The organism is Escherichia sp. E14V7 (assembly GCF_004212225.1).
GTDB lineage: Bacteria > Pseudomonadota > Gammaproteobacteria > Enterobacterales > Enterobacteriaceae > Escherichia.
The window spans coordinates 39,983-64,622 of sequence record NZ_RHJJ01000008.1 but is presented as its reverse complement, the minus strand read 5'-3'; the positions used below and the strand labels follow the sequence as shown (position 1 = coordinate 64,622).

Sequence of the window (24,640 nt, the reverse complement as noted above, 5' to 3'; positions counted from 1 at the left end):
GATATTGAAAATTCCAGGAACATCTATGCTTAGTGTAGGCGCAACCTTCAACTGAACGGTTAAACATGCCACAATACCTGTATTGACTGCTTAATTTTTCGCTAAATCAGGATATTAACTACCCATGTTGGGTAAATATAAAGCCGTTCTCGCGCTACTATTACTGATTATTCTTGTGCCGTTGACGCTGCTGATGACGCTCGGGCTGTGGGTTCCCTCGCTGGCGGGTATCTGGCTACCGCTCGGTACACGCATTGCATTGGATGAAAGCCCACGCATTACGCGTAAAGGTTTAATTATTCCCGATCTCCGTTATTTGGTGGCGGATTGCCAGTTGGCACATATCACCGATGCCAGCCTTTCGCATCCCAGTCGCTGGTTATTGAACGTCGGTACAGTAGAACTTGACTCCACTTGCCTGGCGAAATTGCCAGAGGAAGAACCCTCGCCAGCCGCGCCGAAAACTCTTGCGCAGTGGCAATCCATGCTGCCTAACACCTGGATCAATATTGATAAACTGATTTTTTCACCCTGGCAGGAATGGCAGGGAAAACTCTCTCTATCGTTGACCTCCGATATCCAGCAACTGCGTTATCAGGGCGAAAAAGTTAAATTTCAAGGCCAACTTAAAGGGCAGCAACTCACGGTCAGTGAACTGGATGTTGCCGCCTTTGCAAATCAGCCGCCAGTAAAACTGGTGGGAGAATTTACCATGCCGCTTGTGCCGGATGGGCTTCCGGTAAGTGGTCATGCTACAGCAACGTTGAATCTGCCGCAGGAACCGTCACTGGTGGATGCCGAGCTGGAGTGGCAGGAAAATAGTGGGCAATTGATTGTAATGGCTCGAGATAACGGCGATCCGTTGCTCGATTTGCTGTGGGAAATTACCCGTCAACAGTTGACCGTTAGCGATGGTCGCTGGAGCTGGCCGTATGAAGGTTTTCCCCTGAGTGGGCGGCTGGGTATCAAAGTCGACAACTGGCAGGCAGGGCTTGAGAACGCGTTGGTTAGTGGTCGACTGAGTGTGCTGACCCAGGGGCAAGCGGGTAAGGGTAACGCTGTGCTTAATTTCGGCCCAGGAAAATTAAGCATGGATAACAGTCAGATGCCGCTGCAACTGACCGGTGAAGCGAAGCAGGCAGATCTCATTTTATATGCTCGCTTACCTGCTCACTTAAGCGGAAGTCTGGCTGACCCAACGCTGGCCTTTGAACCGGGCGCATTATTACGCTCTAAAGGGAGAGTCATTGATTCGCTGGACATTGACGAAATCCGCTGGCCGTTAGCAGGTGTTAAAGTGACGCAACGTGGTGTGGACGGTCGCTTGCAGGCCATTTTGCAGGCTCATGAAAATGAATTGGGCGACTTTGTGCTTCATATGGATGGGCTGGCGAATGATTTTCTCCCTGACGCAGGCCGCTGGCAGTGGCGTTACTGGGGCAAGGGCAGTTTTACCCCAATGCACGCCACCTGGGATGTTGCAGGAAAAGGTGAGTGGCAGGACAGCACGATTACGCTGACCGATCTCTCAACCGGGTTCGATCAGTTGCAATATGGCACGATGACAGTGGAAACACCGCGCTTAATTCTTGATAAACCCGTTGTCTGGGTGCGCGACGCCCAGAATCCGTCTTTTAGTGGCGCGCTTTCGCTGGATGCAGGACAAACACTTTTCACGGGCGGCAGTGTGTTACCGCCATCAACGTTAAAATTTAGTGTCGATGGGCGCGATCCGACGTATTTCCTCTTCAAAGGGGATTTACATGCTGGTGAGATTGGTCCGGTACGGGTGAATGGTCGCTGGGACGGTATTCGCCTGCGCGGCAACGCCTGGTGGCCTAAACAATCACTGACCGTATTCCAGCCGCTGGTGCCACCAGACTGGAAGATGAACTTACGCGATGGCGAGTTGTATGCCCAGGTGGCATTTTCTGCTGCGCCTGAGCAGGGCTTCCGTGCGGGTGGGCATGGCGTGTTGAAAGGTGGCAGCGCGTGGATGCCAGACAACCAGGTCAACGGTGTCGACTTTGTTTTGCCATTTCGTTTTGCCGACGGTGCGTGGCACCTGGGAACGCGGCGGCCTGTGTCATTACGTATTGCTGAGGTGGTTAACCTGGTGACGGCAAAAAATATCACTGCCGATCTTCAGGGCCGTTATCCGTGGACCGAAGACGAACCCTTGTTACTGACCGATGTGAGTGTTGATGTTTTGGGCGGTAACGTGCTGATGAAACAATTACGTATGCCGCAACACGATCCGGCGCTGTTGCGACTGAATAATCTCTCTTCAAGTGAACTGGTTAGCGCCGTCAATCCAAAGCAATTCGCTATGTCAGGGGCATTTAATGGCGCATTGCCGCTATGGCTTAATAATGAAAAATGGATTGTGAAAGATGGCTGGCTGGCAAACGCAGGTCCAATGACTTTGCGCCTGGATAAAGACACCGCCGATGCAGTGGCAAAAGACAATATGACCGCTGGAACTGCCATCAACTGGTTGCGCTATATGGAAATTAGTCGTTCATCGACAAAAATTAATTTAGATAATCTCGGCGTGTTAACCATGCAGGCGACGATCAGTGGTAATAGTCGCGTCGATGGTAAAACCGGTACGGTAAATCTCAATTACAGCCATGAAGAGAATATTTTCACGCTGTGGCGCAGTTTACGCTTTGGCGATAATCTCCAGGCATGGCTGGAACAGAATGCCCGACTCCCGGAAACTGGCTGCCCATCAGGAAAAGAGTGTGAGGAAAAACAATGAAAATAGTGATAGCCGCGTTCGTGTCCTCTTTTATGTTGGTTGGCTGTACGCCGCGCATTGAAGTGGCTGCACCGAAAGAGCCAATCACCATTAATATGAACGTTAAAATTGAGCACGAGATCATCATCAAAGCGGACAAAGATGTTGAAGATTTGCTCAAAACCCGTAGCGATCTTTTTTGAGGTAATGATGAAAAGAACATTACTCATAGCGTTATGGATTATTGGTCTGGTGAGCAGTAGTGCGATGGCATTAACCCTGAATGAAGCCAGAAGTCAGGGGCGGGTAGGTGAAAGGCATAATGGCTACCTTGCGGCTATAAGCACTGATCCGGAAACACGCGAGCTGGTAGCAAATATCAACCAGGCACGGAAAGAGAGTTATCAGAAGCTTGCTGAAAGCCATAATATCCCATTGGAGGAAGTGGCAAATCTGGCAGGGACGAAGCTGGTGGAAAAGGCAAAACCCGGTGAATACGTGCAGGGCATAAATGGTATGTGGATACGGAAATAACATGCAACGGTAGTTCAAACACCATTTGGTAGTAGTCGGTGAAAAATAGGGTATTAGTTCACAAGATCATAGTGCACTGTGTCGCTGCAAAGGAGAACATCGATTACACCGACATTCCTGAGAAAAAGATGAATGTCTTAAAAGAGATGCGTTCGCAACTATAGTGAATTGCTTCTTATCAAATAAATAATTTAAATAAATATTAAATATTAATAATATTCTCCGCATGAATTTGATCTCGAGATTATTATTGCCATTGCGATGATTTTTAATCATACATAAATATTATTTTTATGTTGTCAATATATTCATGATATCTATATTTGGGTGATGTCGATGAAATAGGTTGAATAATCTTCCGCTGACAATATAGAATGCCTCTCATATATTTTTTGAATATTTTATGGTCAGGTATTTGTAAGGGTTGTTGATTTCAATAATCTTTATGGATTCTGGCATTCTTTATATTTGTCAGAAGGATTTATTATGCAAAGGAAAACCCTATTATCAGCCTGTATCGCATTAGCTCTGAGTGGTCAGGGTTGGGCGGCTGATATTACAGAGACAGAAACGGCTACAGGCGAAAAGAAAAATACAAATGTGACTTGTCCGGCAGACCCTGACAAGCTGACTCCGGAAGCGTTAAAACAAATCCCTCCCGAATGTTCTCCACAAGTACAACAAAACCTTATGCCGTGGGTTGCCTCAGGTGCCTTTGCGTTAATCACCGCGCTGGCGGTCGTCGAACTAAACGACGATGGTAATCATCATCATCGCAACAATGCCCCTGTACCGCCAACACCACCCGATGATGATTCCAACGAGACTCCCGTTCCGCCAACGCCTGGCGGAGATGAGATAATCCCGGACGATGGTCAAGATGATCCCCCACAGCCTCCTAAACCCATTTCGTTTAATAATGACGTTATCTTCGATAAAACAGCAAAAACGTTAACGATTCGCGATACCGTTTTTACTTACAGCGAGAATGCTGACGGAACTATTTCTCTGGAAGATAGCAATGGGCGTAAGGCAACGATTAATCTTTGGCAGATTGATGAAGCAAATAATACTGTAGCCCTTGAAGGGGTGAGCCCAGATGGCGCAATAACGTGGCAATATAATCACAATGGTGAACTCATTATTACGGGTGATAATGCTACGATACATAACACCGGTAAAACTACCGTTGACGGAAAAGACGTCACCGATACAGAAATCAACGGCAATAACGGAATCGTTATCCAGGACGGCGATCTGGACGTCAGCGGCGGGGCGCACGGTATTGATATCACCGGCGACAGTGCGACGGTGGACAACAACGGCACCATGACCGTGACCGATCCGGAATCCATTGGTATTCAGATCGACGGCGACCAGGCAGTTGTTAATAACGAAGGCGACAGTTCCATCACCAACGGCGGTACCGGCACACAGATTAACGGTGATGATGCCACGGCAAATAACAGCGGCAAAACCACCGTTGACGGCAAGGATTCCACCGGCACGGAAATCAACGGCAATAACGGAAACGTTATTCAGGACGGCGATCTGGATGTCAGCGGCGGCGGTCACGGTATTGATATCACCGGCGACAGTGCGACGGTGGACAACAACGGCACCATGACCGTCACCGATCCGGAATCCATCGGTATTCAGATCGACGGCGACCAGGCGGTTGTTAACAACGAAGGCGACAGCACCATCACCAACGGCGGCACCGGCACACAGATTAACGGTGACGATGCCACGGCGAATAACGGCGGCAAAACCACCGTTGACGGTAAAGACGCCACCGGTACAGAAATCAACGGCAATAACGGGAAGGTTATCCAGGACGGCGATCTGGACGTCAGCGGCGGGGCGCACGGTATTGATATCACCGGCGACAGCGCGACGGTGGACAACAACGGCACCATGACCGTGACCGATCCGGAATCCATTGGTATTCAGATCGACGGCGACCAGGCGGTTGTTAATAACGAAGGCGACAGCACCATCAGCAACGGCGGCACCGGCACACAGATTAACGGTGACGGCGCCACGGCGAATAACGGCGGTAAAAACACCGTTGATGGCAAGGATTCCACCGGTACGGAAATCAACGGCAATAACGGGAAAGTTATCCAGGACGGCGATCTGGACGTCAGCGGCGGCGCACACGGGATTGATATCACTGGCGACAGTGCGACGGTGGACAACAACGGCACCATGACCGTGACCGATCCGGAATCCATCGGTATTCAGATTGACGGCGACAAGGCTGTCGTTAATAACGAAGGCGACAGCACCATCAGCAACGGCGGTACCGGCACACAGATTAACGGTGATGATGCCACGGCAAATAACAGCGGCAAAACCACCGTTGACGGCAAGGATTCCACCGGCACGGAAATCAACGGCGATAACGGAAACGTTATTCAGGACGGCGATCTGGATGTCAGCGGCGGCGGTCACGGCATTGATATCACCGGCGACAGCGCGACGGTGGATAACAAAGGCACCATGACGGTCACCGATCCGGAGTCCATCGGTATTCAGATCGACGGCGACCAGGCGGTTGTTAATAACGAAGGCGACAGCACCATCACCAACGGTGGCACCGGCACACAGATTAACGGTGACGACGCCACGGCGAATAATACCGGCAAAACCACCGTTGACGGTAAAGACTCCACCGGTACTGAAATCAACGGTAATAACGGGAAAGTTGTTCAGGACGGCGATCTGGATGTCAGCGGCGGCGGCCACGGGATTGATATCACTGGCGACAGTGCGACGGTGGACAACAACGGCACCATGACCGTGACCGATCCGGAATCCATCGGTATTCAGATCGACGGCGACAAGGCGGTTGTTAATAATGAAGGCGACAGCACCATCAGCAACGGCGGCACCGGCACACAGATTAACGGTGACGACGCCACGGCGAATAACAGTGGTAAAACGGTCGTTGATGGTACCGACTCCACTGGCACAGAGATCAACGGCAATAACGGAACCGTTATCCAGGACGGCGATCTGGACGTCAGCGGCGGCGCACACGGGATTGATATCACTGGCGACAGTGCGACGGTGGACAACAACGGCACCATGACCGTGACCGATCCGGAATCCATCGGTATTCAGATTGACGGCGACAAGGCTGTCGTTAATAACGAAGGCGACAGCACCATCAGCAACGGCGGCACCGGCTCGCAGATTAACGGTGACGACGCCACGGCGAAAAACAGTGGTAAAACGGTCGTTGATGGCACCGACTCCACTGGCACAGAGATCAACGGCAATAACGGCACCGTTATCCAGAACGGCGATCTGGATGTTAGCGGCGGGGCACACGGGATTGATATCACCGGCGACAGCGCAACGGTGGACAACAACGGCACCATGACCGTGACCGATCCGGAATCCATCGGTATTCAGATTGACGGCGACAAGGCTGTCGTTAATAACGAAGGCGACAGCGCCATCAGCAACGGTGGCACCGGCACGCAGATTAACAGTGACGACGCCACCGCCAACAACAACGGTAAAACCACCGTTGATGGCAAGGATTCCACCGGTACGGAAATCAACGGCAATAACGGCACCGTTATCCAGGACGGCGATCTGGACGTCAGCGGCGGCGCACACGGGATTGATATCACTGGCGACAGTGCGACGGTGAACAACAAGGGTAACATTACTGTCACAGATGAAAAATCTGTTGGTATACAGATTGACGGCGACAAAGCGACTTTTGTTCAGACTGGGGATGTTGACGTAACAAACTTTGCTACAGGGTTTAATATTACAACCAATGATGGAGACGTCTCACTGGCTGGCGATATGCAGATTGGTGATTTCTCCACGGGGCTTGTGCTCAATGGTGACAGTAACCAATTAACGCTGGCTACAGCTGATCTGAATGTTACCGGGCAGTCAGCCTCTGGGGTCAATGTTATCGGTGATAACAATAATATTGATATTACCGGCAATGTTCGTGTCGATAAAAATCAGTTGGCTGATAATGGTGCTGAAAGTTTTTACGATGACTCCACTGGTATCAATATTAAAGGCAATAATAACAAGGCAAATCTGGACGGAAAGTTAACGGTTGTCGTAGACAGCGAAATGACTACTCGTGGCTACTCAAAATATGATGGCAGTCAGGAAAATATCTCTGGCCTGGTTGTCTCTGGTGATGATAACGTTATTAATTTGAATAACGGCATTCACCTTGTGGGTGAAGTCAATAAATTAGCGGATGGTTCTGTTATTGCATCAGGACGTAAAGGCTCTGGGAATATACCAGTTATTAGTGTTGATGGTAAGTCATCGGTGTATTTGAAAGGCGATTCAACAATTAGTGGTGATTTTCCATTAGGTTATGAAAATATTATCCAGTTAAGCAATAATGCGGTGTTGGAAGTCGATGCAGATGCCTCGATAAGTATGGGGGATATTCATTCCTATAACCATTATAACATGGCTGAATCACGAATTGTTGATGTTAAATCAGGTGCCAAAGCTGTCAATAATGGCGATATTGATCTATGGAATATAGGCTTTGCTACGGTTTCTGATGTGGGTTCAACAAGTATTAATAATGGCAGTATTACGCTTTCGCAATATTATTATGGCTCAGTAGAGACTGGCGGGGCTGGTTTCTTTGTAACGAGAAACGGTGAGGCTAGTAATAATGGTGTAATTACCGGGAAAGTAATGCAGCAACAAAGTGTGATGAATATATATTCCACACTTGGCGGCACTGTGCCTAATATTTTCTACAATAAAATATCCAGTATTACAGGAATGGAATCATTTGTTAATGGTTCTGTTGTCAACAGTATTGATGGAATTATTGATTTGTATGGGCGTGGTGTTATAGGCATGTTGGCTATTAATAACTCCACCGCCGATAATGCGGGGCAGATAAAATTAGACACGTTATGGGTTGATGTAAATGACACGACTACACTGGATGGTAATATAATGTCAACCAATGCCAGAGATTTTGGTGTGGGTATGGCGGTTGGTACAGATACGACGAGCGGTGCGAAAATCAATGCCACATCGACAAACCTGTTGGGTGGCATTATTACTGTCTATAACGCCGGTGCCGGAATGGCGGCCTATGGTACTGATAATACAGTTATCAATCAGGGTATTATCAATCTAGAGAAAAATGAAAATTATGATGATAGCCTGGGGGCGAACACACTGGTAGGTATGGCTGTATATCATGAAGGCACGGCTATCAATGATAAAACGGGCATAATTAACATTAATGTGGATCATGGTCAGGCATTTTATAATGATGGTACAGGAACAATTCTGAATTACGGCTCCATTAATTTGTTTGGTTCACCAATGGATGATGCTGATTCTCATATGGGAGCAGCAACAGAAAGTGGAGAATTATTGACAAAATTGAGTAAAAGCGGTGAGTCAATTACTACTACATCAGCTATAAATGAGTTTGTGACTGCAAAATCATTAGCCAATTACGGCAATGAAACTATTAACAGCAATTTAAATGCAACGAAATGGCTTTACAATGAAGATAATGCCAGTCTGACAATTAATGGTAATTTGAATATTGTGCAAGGACTGGAAAACAGTGGAGTACTGGATTCTGATACCATTAATGCCAACGCCAGTATTTACAATCGTGCGACAGCAAGCATGACAACTGATCTGCTGACCCTGAATGGTGGAGTTAATTTCTACAACGAAGGGAAATTCAGCGGTGTTATTGAGGGAACCAGTTACAGACAAAACGTTGTCAACACTGGTGAAATGACAGTTACTGCTGATGGTAAATCATTAATGAACGGCAGTTTCGTACTGTATAACGAAGCGGGTTCAACGCTCAGCAATAGCGGCAATGCTATTGCAGGTGGTGAAAATGCCATTGTTAATGTAACGCGTACTGGTGATTCGCTTGCGCAGGTTAACCGTGGCACGATTACCGCCACTAACGGTTACAGTGCTATTAAAACAGCAAGTACAGGATCAAACAGTAACGGTAAATGGATCTGGAATACGGAAACAGGTGTTATTAATGGTATTAATCCAGATGCTCCGTTGATTGATTTAGGCCGTGGGTATAATTTCGCAAATGCCGGGGTAATCAATATTCAGGGTGATGGGGCAGTTGCTATTAGCGGCGGAACGACCAGTTATACTGTCCAGTTGGTGAACAGTGGTACGATTAATGTTGGTACTGAGCAGGGTCAGGCTGATGGAACTAATGGTGAGGGGCTAATTGGTATCAAAGGAAATGGTTCTGCAACGACGATTAATAATACTCAAGAGGGCGTTATTAATGTTTACGCAGATAATTCATGGGCGTTTGGTGGCACCACTAAATCGATCGTCAATAACGGTATTATCAACCTGTTGTGTAATATTGGTTGCGATATTTATGCACCAAATACAACAGGGACGAGAAATGATCATGATGGTACTGTTGATATCACTGTACCGAATGCTTCTGCGACACCAGGACAGGGCAACGTACCTGCTGCGCCTGTTGAGTCAGTTACCCAGCAAAAACTCACCAATTACACCATTGGTACCAACAGTGACGGAAGTTCCGGCACGCTGAAAGCCAATAATTTGGTCATAAGTGACAACGTCACGGTTAATACTGGATTCAGTGCCGGTACTGCTGATACCAGCGTAGTGATTGATGATGTTTTCAAAGGTGAAAATATCAGCGGCGTGGAGAATATCACTTCCTCCACAGTTGTCTGGAACGCTAAGGGCAGCACCGATGCTAACGGTAACGTTGACGTCACCATGAGCAAAAATGCTTATACCGATGTGGCAACCGATGCTTCGGTGAATGATGTCGCGAAAGCACTGGATGCGGGTTACACCAACAACGAACTGTTTACCAGCCTGAACGTCGGCACGACTGCCGAACTGAACAGCGCCCTCAAACAGGTCAGTGGTAGCCAGGCGACAACGGTATTCCGCGAAGCGCGCGTGTTGAGCAACCGCTTTAGTATGCTGGCGGATGCCGCGCCGAAAGTGGGTAACGGTCTGGCGTTCAACGTTGTAGCGAAAGGCGATCCGCGTGCCGAGTTAGGTAATAATACCGAATACGACATGCTGGCATTGCGTAAAACCATCGACCTGAGCGAAAGCCAGACGATGAGTCTGGAGTACGGTATCGCGCGTCTCGATGGCGACGGTGCTCAGAAAGCGGGTGATAATGGCGTAACCGGTGGCTACAGCCAGTTCTTTGGCCTGAAACATCAGATGTCCTTCGACAATGGCATGAACTGGAATAACGCATTGCGTTATGACGTTCACAACCTTGACAGCAGTCGTTCGATTGCATTTAGCAGCACGAACAAAACGGCTGATACCGACGTGAAGCAGCAGTACCTGGAGTTCCGCAGCGAAGGGGCGAAGACTTTCGAACCGAGCGAAGGGCTGAAGATCACGCCATATGCGGGTGTAAAACTGCGTCACACACTGGAAGGTGGCTATAAGGAACGCAATGCCGGAGACTTTAACCTGAGCATGAACAGCGGCAGCGAAACGGCGGTAGACAGCATCGTCGGGCTGAAACTGGACTACGCAGGTAAAGACGGCTGGAGCGCAAACGCCACGCTGGAAGGCGGGCCTAACCTGAGCTATGCGAAGAGCCAGCGTACGGCAAGCCTGGCAGGCGCAGGTAGTCAGCACTTTAACGTCGATGACGGTCAGAAGGGCGGCGGCATCAACAGCCTGGCAAGCGTCGGCGTGAAGTACAGCAGCAAAGAAAGTTCGCTGAATCTGGATGCGTACAACTGGAAAGAGGACGGCATCAGCGACAAAGGTGTGATGCTGAACTTCAAGAAAACGTTCTAATTTTTAGCATGTGATACACAAACCGCAACGCTGATACAGGTTGCGGTTTTTTTTTGCCGGATGCGATTCTTGACGCGTTTTGTATTGGTGTCTTTCAGGACAACAGAGCAACTCATCCAGTAATCTTGTTTACGCCTTCGCATTATTTGTCTCTTTTCATTTCTATACTGATTTTCTTAATCCGTTTTATTACAGGGCAGGGTGCGATGAGCAGCAACACATTTACTCTCGGTACAAAATCCGTTAACCGTCTTGGTTATGGCGCGATGCAACTGGCAGGTCCTGGGGTTTTTGGCCCCCCAAGGGATCGCCATGTTGCTATAACTGTGCTGCGCGAGGCGCTGGCATTGGGCGTTAATCACATTGATACCAGCGACTTTTATGGCCCGCACGTCACCAATCAGATTATCCGCGAAGCGCTTTATCCTTATTCTGACGACCTGACAATTGTCACTAAAATTGGTGCGCGGCGTGGTGAGGATGCTTCCTGGTTGCCCGCATTTTCTCCGGCGGAGCTGCAAAAAGCGGTGCACGATAATCTACGTAATCTCGGCCTGGACGTACTGGATGTAGTAAATCTGCGCGTAATGTTTGGCGATGGTCACGGCCCGGCGGAAGGATCGATTGAAGCCAGCCTGACCGTGCTGACGGAGCTGCAACAACAAGGGCTGGTAAAACATATTGGCCTGAGTAACGTTACACCGACGCAGGTTGCAGAGGCACGTAAGATTACCGAAATCGTCTGTGTGCAAAACGAATACAACATCGCGCACCGTGCTGATGACGCAATGATTGATGCTTTGGCTCGTGACGGCATTGCCTACGTGCCGTTCTTCCCGCTCGGAGGCTTTACGCCGCTGCAATCCTCTACGCTGTCGGATGTTGCTGCGAGCCTGGGTGCAACACCAATGCAGGTGGCGCTGGCGTGGCTGTTACAGCGTTCACCGAATATTTTGTTGATTCCTGGCACCTCTTCGGTGGGACATCTGCGGGAGAATATGGCGTCCGATGAATTAGTGCTAACGGATGACGTGCTGGCAACGCTGGACAGTATTGCGCAAAAGACGGGTTAAATAAAAAAACCTCCCACTTTCGTGGGAGGCATCATAAATCTTATTCAGCAACAATACTGTCGATGGCTGCTTTCGCGTCAGACTGCGCTTTCGCTGCCATTTCCGGACCGTATGCGATCCCTTCGGCGAAGACGAATTTCACATCGGTAATGCCGATAAAGCCGAGGAACGTGGACAGATACGGCGTCACCAGGTCCGTTGGTCCATCTTTATGGATCCCGCCGCGGCTGGTAATAACGATGGCTTTTTTACCCGTTACCAGACCTTCCGGACCGTTCTCGGTATAGCGGAAAGTAACGCCTGCGCGTGCAACCAGGTCAAAATAGTTTTTCAACTGAGTCGAGATGTTGAAGTTATACATCGGTGCCGCAATAACGATAACGTCGTGGGCTTTCAGCTCGGCAATCAACTCATCGGAAAGCGCCAGAGCTTCCTGCTGACGCGGAGTCAGCGGCGCATCGCTCGGGCGCAGTGCACCAACCAGTTCGCCATCCAGGACCGGAATCGGATTTGCAGCCAGGTCACGAACGGTGATTTCATCAGCGGAATGCTTTTCACGCCACTGTTCAACAAAATAATCGGACAACTGATTAGACTGAGAGTACCCTGCCAGGATGCTGGATTTAAGAACTAATACCTTGCTCATGGTGTTTCCTTATAGATGTTTGAATGGGCGATGCCCCGTTGCTTGTTGACACTTTATTCACAATCCTGCCACAGAGATAGCGCAATAAATCGAAGTCTATGTTCGAATTTATTGAACAACGCATAGAAAGCCGCGATGTGGTACTCTATATCTATCATTTCAAAGAAAATTAATCAGGCAGACTACTGCCCACTAACGTTATGACAGAACAACAAAAATTGACCTTTACGGCCTTGCAGCAACGGCTGGATTCGCTGATGCTGCGTGACAGACTGCGTTTTTCTCGCCGTCTGCACGGCGTGAAGAAGGTTAAAAATCCTGATGCACAACAGGCCATTTTCCAGGAGATGGCGAAAGAGATTGACCAGGCGGCAGGGAAAGTCCTGCTGCGTGAAGCGGCACGACCGGAAATCACTTATCCGGACAATTTGCCGGTTAGCCAGAAAAAACAGGACATACTCGAAGCGATTCGTGATCACCAGGTGGTGATCGTCGCCGGGGAAACGGGTTCTGGTAAAACGACTCAGCTACCGAAAATCTGTATGGAGCTGGGGCGCGGGATTAAAGGGCTGATCGGCCATACCCAGCCTCGTCGCCTGGCGGCAAGAACGGTGGCGAACCGTATTGCGGAAGAGCTGAAAACGGAGCCGGGCGGTTGCATCGGTTACAAAGTGCGTTTCAGCGATCACGTCAGCGACAACACGATGGTCAAGCTGATGACCGACGGTATCCTGCTGGCGGAAATCCAGCAAGATCGCCTGTTGATGCAGTACGACACCATCATCATCGACGAAGCGCACGAACGTAGCCTGAACATTGATTTTCTACTCGGCTATTTGAAAGAGTTGCTGCCGCGGCGTCCTGACCTAAAAATTATTATCACTTCCGCGACTATCGACCCGGAACGCTTTTCGCGCCACTTTAATAATGCGCCGATTATCGAAGTCTCCGGTCGGACCTATCCGGTGGAAGTGCGCTATCGCCCGATTGTTGAAGAAGCCGATGACACCGAGCGCGACCAGTTGCAGGCGATTTTTGACGCCGTAGATGAACTGAGCCAGGAAAGCCCTGGCGACATTCTGATCTTTATGAGCGGCGAGCGAGAAATTCGCGATACCGCCGATGCGCTGAACAAGCTGAACTTACGCCATACCGAAATCTTGCCGCTTTATGCACGGCTTTCCAACAGCGAACAGAACCGCGTGTTCCAGTCGCACAGCGGGCGACGCATTGTACTGGCGACCAACGTCGCGGAAACCTCGCTGACCGTACCGGGGATTAAATACGTTATCGACCCAGGTACGGCGCGTATCAGCCGCTACAGCTATCGCACCAAAGTGCAGCGATTGCCGATTGAGCCCATTTCGCAGGCTTCAGCCAATCAGCGTAAAGGCCGCTGTGGTCGTGTGTCAGAAGGGATCTGTATTCGTCTCTATTCCGAAGACGATTTCCTCTCGCGCCCGGAGTTTACCGATCCGGAGATTCTGCGTACCAACCTGGCCTCGGTTATTTTGCAGATGACCGCGCTGGGGCTGGGCGATATCGCCGCGTTCCCGTTTGTCGAAGCGCCAGATAAACGCAATATCCAGGATGGTGTGCGTCTGCTTGAAGAACTGGGCGCGATCACCACGGATGAACAGGCCAGCGCCTATAAACTGACGCCGCTCGGTCGCCAGCTCTCGCAGTTGCCTGTCGACCCACGTCTGGCGCGTATGGTGCTGGAAGCGCAAAAACATGGCTGCGTGCGTGAGGCGATGATTATCACGTCCGCGCTCTCCATTCAGGATCCGCGCGAACGTCCGATGGACAAACAGCAGGCATCGGACGAAAAACATCGTCGCTTCCACGACAAAGAGTCTGACTTCCTGGCGTTTGTGAATCTGTGGAATTATCTTGGCGAGCAGCAAAAGGCGCTTTCTTCCAACGCCTTCCGTCGCCTGTGTCGTACCGATTATCTCAACTATCTGCGCGTGCGCGAATGGCAGGATATCTACACTCAGCTGCGCCAGGTAGTGAAAGAACTAGGCATTCCGGTTAACAGCGAACCGGCGGAGTATCGCGAAATTCACATTGCGTTGCTGACTGGTTTGCTTTCCCATATCGGCATGAAAGATGCCGATAAACAAGAATATACCGGCGCACGTAACGCGCGTTTTTCCATCTTCCCCGGTTCCGGTTTATTCAAAAAGCCGCCGAAATGGGTGATGGTGGCGGAACTGGTAGAAACCAGCCGCCTGTGGGGGCGCATTGCGGCACGCATCGATCCGGAATGGGTGGAACCCGTCGCTCAGCATTTGATTAAATGCACCTACAGTGAACCGCACTGGGAACGGGCGCAGGGCGCGGTGATGGCAACGGAAAAAGTCACCGTTTATGGCTTGCCGATTGTCGCCGCACGTAAGGTTAACTACAGCCAGATTGATCCTGCGCTGTGTCGTGAACTCTTTATTCGCCATGCGCTGGTGGAAGGTGACTGGCAGACGCGTCACGCTTTCTTCCGCGAAAACCTGAAACTGCGGGCAGAAGTGGAAGAGCTGGAACACAAATCACGTCGCCGCGATATTCTGGTTGATGACGAAACGTTGTTTGAGTTCTACGACCAGCGCATCAGCCATGATGTGATCTCTGCACGCCACTTCGACAGTTGGTGGAAAAAAGTCAGCCGCGAAACGCCTGATTTGCTCAACTTTGAAAAGAGCATGTTGATCAAAGAAGGTGCGGAAAAAATCAGCAAACTGGATTATCCAAACTTCTGGCATCAGGGCAATCTCAAGCTGCGTTTAAGCTATCAGTTTGAGCCAGGTGCGGATGCTGACGGTGTGACCGTACATATTCCGCTGCCGTTACTTAACCAGGTTGAGGAAAGCGGGTTTGAGTGGCAGATCCCCGGTCTGCGCCGCGAACTGGTGATTGCTCTGATTAAATCGTTGCCGAAACCGATTCGCCGTAATTTTGTGCCCGCGCCAAACTATGCCGAAGCGTTTTTAGGCCGCGTCACACCGCTGGAGTTACCGTTGCTCGACAGCCTTGAGCGCGAGCTACGGCGGATGACCGGCGTTACCGTTGACCGCGAAGACTGGCACTGGGATCAGGTGCCTGATCACCTGAAAATCACCTTCCGCGTGGTGGATGACAAAAACAAGAAGCTAAAAGAAGGGCGCTCATTACAAGATCTGAAAGATGCGCTGAAAGGCAAAGTGCAGGAAACGCTGTCTGCGGTGGCGGATGACGGTATCGAGCAGAGCGGCTTACATATCTGGAGTTTTGGTCAGCTGCCGGAAAGCTACGAACAGAAGCGTGGCAACTACAAAGTGAAGGCGTGGCCGGCGCTGGTGGATGAGCGCGACAGTGTGGCGATCAAACTGTTTGATAACCCGCTGGAGCAAAAGCAGGCAATGTGGAACGGTCTTCGCCGTTTACTGCTGCTGAATATTCCATCGCCGATCAAGTATTTGCATGAGAAGTTACCAAACAAAGCCAAGCTGGGGCTGTACTTTAACCCGTATGGCAAAGTGCTGGAGCTGATTGACGACTGTATCTCCTGCGGTGTGGATCAACTGATCGACGCCAATGGTGGCCCGGTCTGGACGGAAGAAGGCTTTGCTGCGCTGCATGAAAAAGTCCGCGCTGAACTGAACGACACGGTGGTGGATATTGCGAAGCAGGTCGAGCAAATCCTCACTGCGGTGTTCAATATCAACAAACGTCTGAAAGGGCGGGTGGATATGACGATGGCGCTGGGACTGTCGGATATCAAAGCGCAGATGGGCGGGCTGGTGTATCGCGGTTTTGTCACTGGTAACGGCTTCAAACGCCTGGGCGACACGCTGCGTTATTTGCAGGCGATAGAAAAACGACTGGAAAAATTGGCGATTGATCCACATCGCGACCGTGCACAGATGCTGAAAGTCGAAAACGTCCAGCAGGCGTGGCAGCAATGGATCAACAAACTGCCGCCTGCACGTCGTGAGGATGAAGACGTGAAAGAGCTCCGCTGGATGATAGAAGAGCTGCGCGTTAGTTACTTCGCTCAACAACTTGGTACACCTTATCCGATTTCAGATAAGCGTATTTTGCAGGCGATGGAGCAGATTAGCGGTTAACCCTGCTATTTGCCTGATAAATCTAAAACCCGGTAAGCATTTAGCGCCGGGTTTTTTATTAATTCTAAAAACGGTAAGGGCAAAAATTGGGAAATTCAGAAAAATACAATTCTCTGCTGCAAGATGAATAATGTTTATCTACAGCTTTTCCGTAAAAGATATGTCAGGCTTGCGGAGAGACGGTTAAGGAAATACGGCTTCCTCCTTTCAGAGTGCTCCGCTTCTCTTTATTATCTCACGCAGTATTCTTAAGGGAACGATCAGGAGGGACCATGAATATTAACCCGTTTCCGACGCTTTCAGCGTCAACCATTGATGCTATAAACGTTATCGGTCGATGGCTGGCGCAGGATGATTTCTCCGGTGAAGCTCCGTATCAGGCCGATTGCGTGATCCTTGCAGGCAATGCGGTTATGCCCACTATCGATGCCGCTTGTAAGATTGCAAGAGATCAGCAAATTACTTTACTGATTAGTGGTGGTATTGGTCACTCGACAACTTTTTTGTATAGCGCCATTGCACAGCATCCGCACTACAACACTATCCGCACCACTGGCAGGGCAGAAGCTACCATCCTTGCGGATATCGCCCATCAGTTTTGGCATATTCCGCAGGAAAAAATCTGGATTGAAGATCAGTCAACTAACTGTGGAGAAAATGCCCGTTTCAGTATCGCATTATTGAATCAGTTAGCAGAGCGAGTCCATACCACGATTGTCGTCCAGGATCCCACTATGCAACGCCGCACCATGGCGACGTTCCGTCGTATTACAGGAGATAATCCTGATGCGCCTCGCTGGCTAAGTTATCCGGGATTCGTACCACAGTTGGGAAATGATGCAGGCAGCGTGACGTTTGCTAATCCGCTGACAGGACTATGGCCAGTTGAGCGATATTTGTCCCTACTTACTGGCGAGCTGCCACGCTTGCGCGATGACAGCGATGGCTATGGACCGCGCGGACGCGATTTTATCGTTCACGTCGATTTTCCGTCAGAAGTTACGCAGGCATGGCAGCTATTACAGCATGACGCAGTGCTTATTGAGGCAATGGAGAGTCGTTCACTGCGCTAATAATTGCCCGTTTGTGAACAAATGATTGCAAACGGGTAATAATCTGATCTTTTTCTTCCTCTCTTTATTCCCGTCGTATCTCTTTTTATGAAGCCTTTCACAAAATTGCACATCCACGATGCCTTCTCTGCTGTGATTGATGTTAATTAATATATGAATTACAAAATATAAACATATCAATCGCAGGAGTAGCCCATGTCTGTACCCGTTCAACATCCTATGTATATCGATGGACAGTTTGTCACCTGGCGCGGCGACGCATGGATTGATGTGGTTAATCCCGCAACAGAGGCAGTGATTTCCCGCATTCCTGATGGTCAGGCTGAAGATGCTCGCAAAGCAATCGATGCAGCAGAGCGTGCACAGCCAGAATGGGAAGCACTACCCGCGATTGAACGAGCGAACTGGTTACGGAAAATCTCTGCGGGGATCCGCGAACGGGCCAGTGAAATTAGCTCATTGATCGTCGAGGAAGGCGGAAAAATTCAACAGCTGGCCGAAGTCGAAGTCGCTTTTACTGCTGACTATATCGATTACATGGCGGAATGGGCTCGTCGCTACGAGGGCGAGATTATTCAAAGTGATCGTCCTGGGGAAAACATCCTGCTGTTTAAACGTGCTTTAGGCGTAACGACCGGTATCCTACCGTGGAACTTCCCGTTTTTCCTGATCGCTCGCAAAATGGCGCCAGCTCTTCTTACAGGCAATACCATCGTCATCAAACCGAGCGAATTTACGCCAAACAATGCGATCGCATTTGCTAAAATCGTCGACGAAATTGGCTTACCACGCGGCGTGTTTAACCTTGTGTTAGGACGCGGTGAAACGGTTGGTCAGGAATTGGCGGGTAATCCAAAAGTCGCTATGGTCAGCATGACAGGCAGCGTCGCTGCCGGAGAAAAAATCATGGCGACCGCGGCGAAAAATATCACCAAAGTGTGTCTGGAGCTGGGGGGCAAAGCCCCTGCTATCGTGATGGATGACGCCGATCTTGAATTGGCCGTCAAAGCCATTGTTGATTCACGCGTGATAAATACCGGGCAGGTGTGCAACTGTGCGGAACGTGTCTATGTGCAGAAAGGTATTTACGATCGCTTTGTTAATCGACTGGGCGAGGCAATGCAGGCGGTTAAATTTGGCAACCCCGCCGAGCGTAACGACATTGCGATGGGGCCGCTGATTAACGCTGCGGCTCTGGAAAGGGTGGAACAAAAGGTAGCGCGGGCAGTAGAAGAGGGCGCGAGAATCGCGTTGGGTGGTAAGGCTGTAGAAGGGAAAGGTTATTATTATCCGCCAACGTTGCTTTTGGATGTCCGACAGGAAATGTCCATTATGCACGAAGAAACCTTTGGGCCAGTGCTGCCGGTAGTCGCTTTTGACACGCTGGAACAGGCTATCTCCATGGCCAACGACAGCGATTATGGCCTGACGTCATCGATATATACCGAGAATCTTAACGTGGCGATGAAAGCCATCAAAGGACTCAAGTTTGGCGAAACCTACATCAACCGAGAAAACTTCGAAGCTATGCAAGGTTTCCATGCTGGATGGCGTAAGTCGGGTATTGGCGGCGCAGATGGCAAACATGGTTTGCATGAGTATCTGCAGACTCAGGTGGTCTATTTGCAGTCGTAAGATATGAAAGAGGCGGAGGTTTTTCCTCCGCCAGCGCGGGTCAGAGTTTGGCGAATTTTTCCAGAGTACGAATGAGTTGAGTGACAAAACCATACTCGTTATCGTACCAGGCGACGGTCTTCACCAGTTGTAAATCGCCCACTGCGGTGATTTCCGTTTGGGTCGCATCAAACACCGAACCAAAATGGCTGCCAATGATATCGGAAGAGACAATTTCTTCGTCGGTATAACCAAATGACTCGTTATTGGTCGTTGCTTTTTTAAGTGCGTTATTCACCTCTTCAGCAGTCACTTTTTTCCCCAGGATAGACACCAGCTCGGTCACTGAACCGGTTTTCACTGGCACGCGTTGCGCATGACCTTTAAGTTTGCCGCTAAGTTCCGGGATCACCAGACCAATGGCTTTTGCCGCACCGGTAGTGTGGGGGATGATATTTTCCGCCGCCGCCCGCGATGCACGTAAATCTTTACCACGCGGACCATCCACCAGAGACTGGGTGCCGGTATAGGCATGGATCGTTGTCATTGTGCCAACTTCTATCCCAAAACTGTCATGCAATGCTTTGGCCATAGGCGCAAGACAGTTAGTGGTGCATGACGCCACGGAAATAATGGTGTCGTTGCCATCCAGAGTTCCATCATTGACGTTATAAACGATGGTTTTCATTTCTCCTGCCGGGGCGGAAATCAACACCTTCTTCGCGCCAGCGTCCAGATGCGCCTGGGATTTTTCTGCGGAAGTATAAAAACCGGTACATTCAATGACAATTTCAGCCCCTTTTACTTTCCAGGGGATATTTTTCGCGTCTTTTTCGGCGTAAACCGCAATACTTTTTCCATCAACAATAAGTGAATCCTCTGTGAAATCGACGCTCCAGGGGAAAGGACCGTAGTTTGAATCGTGCTTTAGTAGGTAGGCGAGAATTTTCGGAGATGTAAGATCATTAATGGCGACAACGTCAATGTTACTTTTAATCTCAAGTAGCCGACGTAATACCAGCCGGCCGATACGACCAAAACCGTTAATGCCAACTTTACTCATGGTTTTCTCCAGTCAAGAACTTGTGGGTAAAAATTAGTCCTTTCCAGGCTTAGACCAGGATGACAGGATGGGCAATCTACATTTTTGCCATGAAACGTAACGTACTGAAAACGGGTGAACAATATTTAATGAAATTTTAAGTAAAGCTCGTTATGTTAACGGCAAATTGTGTTAAAGCAGGAAATGTTATGGGAATTAGATATTCAAGGTTACAAATTGGCATTCACTGGCTGGTCTTTTTGCTGGTTATTGCAGCCTATTGTGCAATGGAGTTTCGTGGTTTTTTCCCGCGTAGCGATCGTCCGGTGATCAACATGATCCACGTTTCATGTGGCATCTCAATTCTCGTGCTGATGGTGCTTCGACTGTTACTCAGATTGAAATACCCAACGCCGCCCATTGTACCGAAACCCAGGCCCATGATGACGGGACTCGCTCATTTGGGACATTTGGTGATCTATCTCCTGTTTATTGTATTGCCAGTGATTGGTTTGGTGATGATGTATAACCGCGGTAATCCGTGGTTTGCGTTTGGTCTGACGATGCCTTACGCGTCAGAGGCCAATTTTGACCTGGTGGATAGATTAAAGTGGTGGCATGAAACGTTGGCCAATCTGGGATATTTCGTTATCGGGCTTCATGCGGCTGCAGCTCTGGCGCACCACTATTTCTGGAAAGACAACACGCTTCTGCGCATGATGCCGCGTAAGCGCTCCTGAGGGTATTAGAAGAAAGCGCCTGTACTAAACCAGACCCGCGGTACAGGCGAAGAATACGGGCCTACATCGGAAGCGCCTATTATATTTATTTGTATGACAAATAAAACCATAATCCGAGTTTATATGTTCAACGGGTTGATATTTAATCAACATATCTACTGTTAAGATTGAAATTCAATTTCCCCAATCCTTGATCTCCCTAAGTGAAATAAAGACCGCACGGCGTATAACTTTTATACCGAACATAAGATTCGGCAAGCCATGGAGGTTGTATGAAAAAGTTGCTCTTTATTTTACTGATGGGATTACTGATGTCTTTTTATGTTGATGCCGGGCGCAAACTCTGTTCTGGTGCGAAAGGGGGGATCTCTCTCTGTACTGCAGGCGGCAAATTTGTCTGTAATGATGGTTCTATCAGCGCATCGAAAAAAACATGCACTAACTAAAAGGGGCGCCATGAGAAAATGAACTCGTCAACCAGATGCGCGGGGAATGCTCCCCGCGCAGGCCCTTACCTGGACTGACAGGCCATGAGAGCCGCCACCTCCTTATCACCGTCCCGGAATCGCAGTTCGTAGAGCGTTTGTCGGGTCAGGAGTGTGAATGTCAGAATCGTGATACAGATAATGAGCAGACACACCACCAGGGGGTTGCGCTTCATAGCCTTTCTCCTTGCCGGATGGCAGGTAAGAGGCTAACATCTGAATTGCTAGGTTCATTCGTCGGCCTCGGTTGATAGAAATATCGGTCGGGGCCTTCGTCTTTCTGATTCCCGGTAAGCCTGAAACCAGAAAGTCTCAGGCGCCCGCAAACATCCTATGCAATTACCCTTACCAGCGAAATAATCACTTCACGAAATTGCGTGGAGGCTTCCGGTAAATCGTTATCAGAGAACACTCGCGGCAAGACTCTATGCGAGCGAGCTTCCAGTTGAGGCATGAATAAGGGGCGCCATGAGAAAATGAACTCGTCAACCAGATGCGCGGGGAATGCTCCCCGCGCAGGCCCTTACCTGGACTGACAGGCCATGAGAGCCGCCACCTCCTTATCACCGTCCCGGAATCGCAGTTCGTAGAGCGTTTGTCGGGTCAGGTGGGTGAATGCCAGAATCGTGATACAGATAATGAGCAGACACACCACCAGGGGGTTGCGCTTCATAGCCTTTTCTCCTTGCCGGATGGCGGGTAAGAGGCTAACATCCGAATTGTGTGGTTCATTCGTTGGCCTCGGTTGATAGAAATATCGGTCGGGGCCTTCGTCTTTCTGATTCCCGGTAAGCCTGAAAACAGAAAGTCTCAGGCGCCCGCAAACATCCTATGTAATTACCCTTACCAGCGAAATAATCACTTCACGAAATTGCGTGGCATTTTCCAGAATTTTTCGTAATACGCCTTACAAGGTATAACTACTCGTAAGTCTCTTTATTCCGATGGTAATAATCTCTCATCGCAAAAATTGTTGTAAAAATGTGATATGAACAGGTTTTTGCCAGTAAGCAATTACCATCGATTGCCGATGACTCTCTATCGGGAGTAACCAGGAAGAGAGACAACGGTCATGAATACAACATCCTCACACCGCTTAGGCTTTTTACATCACATCAGGCTGGTTCCATTATTTGCCTGCATTCTTGGCGGCATCCTGTTTCTGTTTGCCTTGAGTTCATCCCTGTCGGGGTATTTTCTCTGGCAGGCAGACCGCGATCAGCGCGGCGTCAGCGACGAGATCCAGATACGCACGGGTTTAGCAAACAGCTCTGATTTATTGCGTTCAGCCCGGATCAATATGATTCAGGCCGGGGCAGCAAGTCGTATCGCTGAAATGGAAGAGATGAAGCGAAATATTGCGCAAGCGGAATTGCAAATAAAGCAATCGCAACAAGGCTATAACGTTTACCGTACTCGTCTGGTGAAAACTCCCGCTGACGATGCGCTGGACGGGGAATTAAATCAGCGTTTCCTGGCTTATATTTCCGGCCTGCAACCCATGTTGAAATATGCCAAAAATGGCATGTTTGAAGCCATTATCAATCATGAAAGTGAGCAGATCAGAACGCTTGATAATGCCTATAACCAGCAGTTAAGCAAAGCCATTGAGATACGTAGCGCCAGAGCTAACCAGCTAGCGGAACAGGCGCATCAGCGTACTCGTCTGGGAGGGATGTTTATGATTGGCGCATTTATACTTGCGCTGGTAATGACGCTGATAACCTTTATGGTGTTACGCCGGATTGTCATTCGTCCACTGCAACATGCTGCCCAACGGATTGAAAAAATTGCCAGTGGCGATCTGACTCTGGTTGACGAACCCACTGGCCGCAGTGAAATTGGCCGCTTAAGTCGCCATCTACAGCAAATGCAGCATTCGCTGGCGCTGACGGTGGGAACGGTGCGTCAGGGGGCTGAAGAGATCTATCGTGGCACCAGTGAGATTTCTGCCGGTAATGCTGACCTTTCCTCACGCACCGAAGAACAAGCGGCGGCAATTGAACAAACCGCCGCCAGCATGGAGCAACTCACCGCAACAGTGAAACAAAATTCTGATAACGCACATCATGCCAGCAAACTGGCGCAAGAGGCCTCAAGTAAAGCCGGTGATGGCGGACAAACAGTTTCCGGTGTAGTGCGGACAATGGGGAATATCTCCAGTAGCTCAAAGAAAATTTCTGAAATCACGGCTGTTATCAATAGTATTGCCTTCCAGACCAATATCCTGGCGCTCAACGCCGCTGTTGAAGCCGCACGAGCCGGTGAGCAAGGGCGGGGATTTGCCGTTGTCGCCAGCGAAGTGCGTACACTTGCAAGCCGTAGCGCCCAGGCGGCGAAAGAGATTGAAGGCTTGATCAGTGAGTCCGTCAGGTTGATTGGCCAGGGGGCCGATGAGGTGGCAACGGCAGGGAAAACCATGAGCGCTATTGTTGATGCTGTGGCGAGCGTCACACATATCATGCAAGAAATAGCTGCCGCCTCAGATGAACAAAGCAGAGGTATCACACAAGTTAGCCAGGCGATTTCTGAAATGGATAAAGTGACGCAACAGAACGCTTCTCTGGTGGAAGAGGCTTCAGCTGCGGCGGTATCTCTTGAAGAACAGGCGGCGCGGTTAACGGAAGCCGTGGATGTGTTCCGTCTGAAGAAACAACCAGTTCAGGCGGATCAACAAGGAACAGGGAATTCAGTGAGTTTGGCAACGGTGTGATAAAAAAGGGATCGTAAGATCCCTTA

15 protein-coding genes are annotated in these 24,640 nt (G+C 49.5%); 11 read left to right on the top strand and 4 right to left on the bottom strand.

Annotation, left to right across the window (positions count from 1 at the left end; translation table 11 throughout):
* Positions 1-124: 124 nt before the first annotated feature.
* From D9741_RS10135 to D9741_RS10115, 5 genes are all read left to right on the top strand, one after another.
* Positions 125-2,764, top strand: coding sequence for a YdbH family protein (locus tag D9741_RS10135; RefSeq protein ID WP_130216125.1), 2,640 nt, complete (start codon positions 125-127; stop codon positions 2,762-2,764).
* Positions 2,761-2,946 (top strand): YnbE family lipoprotein, encoded by a 186-nt coding sequence (locus tag D9741_RS10130; protein WP_130216127.1) that lies wholly within the window; start codon positions 2,761-2,763, stop codon positions 2,944-2,946. The genes D9741_RS10135 and D9741_RS10130 overlap by 4 nt, the downstream gene beginning before the upstream one ends.
* Before the next feature lie 7 nt (positions 2,947-2,953).
* Positions 2,954-3,277: a YdbL family protein gene (locus D9741_RS10125; protein ID WP_130216153.1), complete on the top strand. Its 324-nt coding sequence runs from the start codon at positions 2,954-2,956 to the stop codon at positions 3,275-3,277.
* A 486-nt stretch (positions 3,278-3,763) separates the two neighbouring features.
* On the top strand, positions 3,764-11,125 hold the full coding sequence (locus tag D9741_RS10120; protein ID WP_130221283.1) for a hypothetical protein: 7,362 nt from the start codon (positions 3,764-3,766) through the stop codon (positions 11,123-11,125).
* A gap of 206 nt (positions 11,126-11,331) precedes the next feature.
* Complete coding sequence (locus tag D9741_RS10115; protein WP_130219260.1) at positions 11,332-12,198, top strand: aldo/keto reductase family oxidoreductase; 867 nt, start codon at positions 11,332-11,334, stop codon at positions 12,196-12,198.
* A 40-nt stretch (positions 12,199-12,238) separates the two neighbouring features.
* On the opposite strand, the gene azoR is transcribed toward D9741_RS10115, so the two are convergent.
* On the bottom strand, positions 12,239-12,844 hold the full coding sequence (gene azoR / locus D9741_RS10110) for an FMN-dependent NADH-azoreductase (protein ID WP_000048949.1): 606 nt from the start codon (positions 12,842-12,844) through the stop codon (positions 12,239-12,241).
* A gap of 200 nt (positions 12,845-13,044) precedes the next feature.
* On the opposite strand from azoR, the gene hrpA reads away from it, so the two are divergent.
* From hrpA to aldA, 3 genes are all read left to right on the top strand, one after another.
* Positions 13,045-16,947 (top strand): ATP-dependent RNA helicase HrpA, encoded by a 3,903-nt coding sequence (hrpA, locus tag D9741_RS10105; RefSeq protein WP_130219262.1) that lies wholly within the window; start codon positions 13,045-13,047, stop codon positions 16,945-16,947.
* Between the two features lie 272 nt (positions 16,948-17,219).
* Positions 17,220-18,020 (top strand): DUF218 domain-containing protein YdcF, encoded by an 801-nt coding sequence (ydcF, locus tag D9741_RS10100; RefSeq protein WP_130219264.1) that lies wholly within the window; start codon positions 17,220-17,222, stop codon positions 18,018-18,020.
* Positions 18,021-18,215: 195 nt separating this feature from the next.
* Positions 18,216-19,655 (top strand): aldehyde dehydrogenase, encoded by a 1,440-nt coding sequence (aldA, locus tag D9741_RS10095; RefSeq protein WP_130219266.1) that lies wholly within the window; start codon positions 18,216-18,218, stop codon positions 19,653-19,655.
* Positions 19,656-19,695: 40 nt separating this feature from the next.
* On the opposite strand, the gene gap is transcribed toward aldA, so the two are convergent.
* Positions 19,696-20,697: a type I glyceraldehyde-3-phosphate dehydrogenase gene (gap, locus tag D9741_RS10090; protein WP_130210237.1), complete on the bottom strand. Its 1,002-nt coding sequence runs from the start codon at positions 20,695-20,697 to the stop codon at positions 19,696-19,698.
* A gap of 188 nt (positions 20,698-20,885) precedes the next feature.
* Between gap and cybB the strand changes: the two genes are divergently transcribed.
* Positions 20,886-21,416 carry a cytochrome b561 gene (gene cybB, locus D9741_RS10085; RefSeq protein WP_130219268.1) on the top strand — a complete coding sequence of 177 codons (531 nt, stop codon included), beginning with the start codon at positions 20,886-20,888 and terminating at the stop codon, positions 21,414-21,416.
* A 272-nt stretch (positions 21,417-21,688) separates the two neighbouring features.
* Positions 21,689-21,862, top strand: coding sequence for a hypothetical protein (locus D9741_RS10080; RefSeq protein ID WP_130219270.1), 174 nt, complete (start codon positions 21,689-21,691; stop codon positions 21,860-21,862).
* Positions 21,863-21,927: 65 nt separating this feature from the next.
* On the opposite strand, the gene hokB is transcribed toward D9741_RS10080, so the two are convergent.
* Both hokB and D9741_RS10070 read right to left on the bottom strand, forming a co-directional pair.
* Positions 21,928-22,077 (bottom strand): type I toxin-antitoxin system toxin HokB, encoded by a 150-nt coding sequence (gene hokB / locus D9741_RS10075; protein WP_130219272.1) that lies wholly within the window; start codon positions 22,075-22,077, stop codon positions 21,928-21,930.
* A 347-nt stretch (positions 22,078-22,424) separates the two neighbouring features.
* Positions 22,425-22,574, bottom strand: coding sequence for a type I toxin-antitoxin system Hok family toxin (locus D9741_RS10070; RefSeq protein ID WP_130219274.1), 150 nt, complete (start codon positions 22,572-22,574; stop codon positions 22,425-22,427).
* Between the two features lie 399 nt (positions 22,575-22,973).
* Between D9741_RS10070 and D9741_RS10065 the strand changes: the two genes are divergently transcribed.
* Positions 22,974-24,614: a methyl-accepting chemotaxis protein gene (locus D9741_RS10065; RefSeq protein ID WP_130219276.1), complete on the top strand. Its 1,641-nt coding sequence runs from the start codon at positions 22,974-22,976 to the stop codon at positions 24,612-24,614.
* Positions 24,615-24,640: the final 26 nt, after the last annotated feature.